We start from the raw sequence: 978 nt of genomic DNA on the forward strand, positions 1-978 counted from the left end.
ACTGGTCAGGTCATCAAGTTCGACGGCTTCCTCGCGGTGTATCAGGAAGGCCGCGACGACGATCCCGAGGATGAAGACAGCCGCCGCCTACCCGCCATGAGCGAGGGCGAAGCACTCAAGCGCGAAAGCCTCAGCGTCACCCAGCACTTCACCGAACCGCCACCGCGCTTTTCGGAAGCCAGCCTGGTCAAGAAGATGGAGGAGCTCGGCATCGGCCGGCCCTCGACCTACGCCTCGATCCTGACCGTGCTGCGCGACCGGGCCTATGTCCGCATGGACAAGAACCGGTTCATCCCGGAGGACAAGGGCCGGCTGGTCACCGCCTTCCTGCAGGAGTTCTTCCGCAAGTACGTCGAATACGACTTCACCGCCGCCCTGGAGGAGAAGCTCGACCAGGTCTCGGCCGGCGACCTCGACTACAAGCAGCTGCTTCGCGACTTCTGGAACGACTTCCACGCCGCCGTCGGCGAGATCGGCGAGCTGCGCGTGACCAACGTGCTGGAGGCGCTCAACGAGGCGCTCGGACCGCACATCTTCCCCGATCGCGGCGACGGGACCGATCCGCGCAGCTGCCCGACCTGCGGCACCGGCCGCCTGAGCCTCAAGACCGGTAAGTTCGGCGCCTTCATCGGCTGCTCCAACTATCCGGAATGCCGCTTCACCCGCCCGCTGGCGACGCCGGACGGCGAGAACGGCGAGGCCGAGGTCAGCGACCGCGAGCTGGGCGTCGATCCCGCCACCGGTCAGGCGGTGTGGCTGAAGGTCGGCCGCTTCGGCCCCTATGTCGAGGAAGCCAACGGCGACAAGCCCAAGCGCGCCAGCCTGCCCAAGGGCTGGCCGCCGGCGACCATCGACCTGGAGAAGGCGCTGCGGCTGCTGTCGCTGCCGCGCGAGGTCGGAACCCACCCCGAGGACGGCGAGGTCATCCTGGCCGGCATCGGGCGCTATGGTCCCTACGTCCAGCACAACGGCACCTAC

1 protein-coding gene is annotated in these 978 nt (G+C 67.6%); it reads left to right on the forward strand.

Translation table 11 applies throughout. The features are described 5' to 3' along the window. Positions 1–978 (forward strand): DNA topoisomerase (locus tag D1614_RS27865; protein ID WP_175579303.1); only part of this gene is annotated, 978 nt, incomplete at both ends.

This window comes from Maribellus luteus, assembly GCF_003576475.1.
Lineage (GTDB): Bacteria > Bacteroidota > Bacteroidia > Bacteroidales > Prolixibacteraceae > Draconibacterium > Draconibacterium luteum.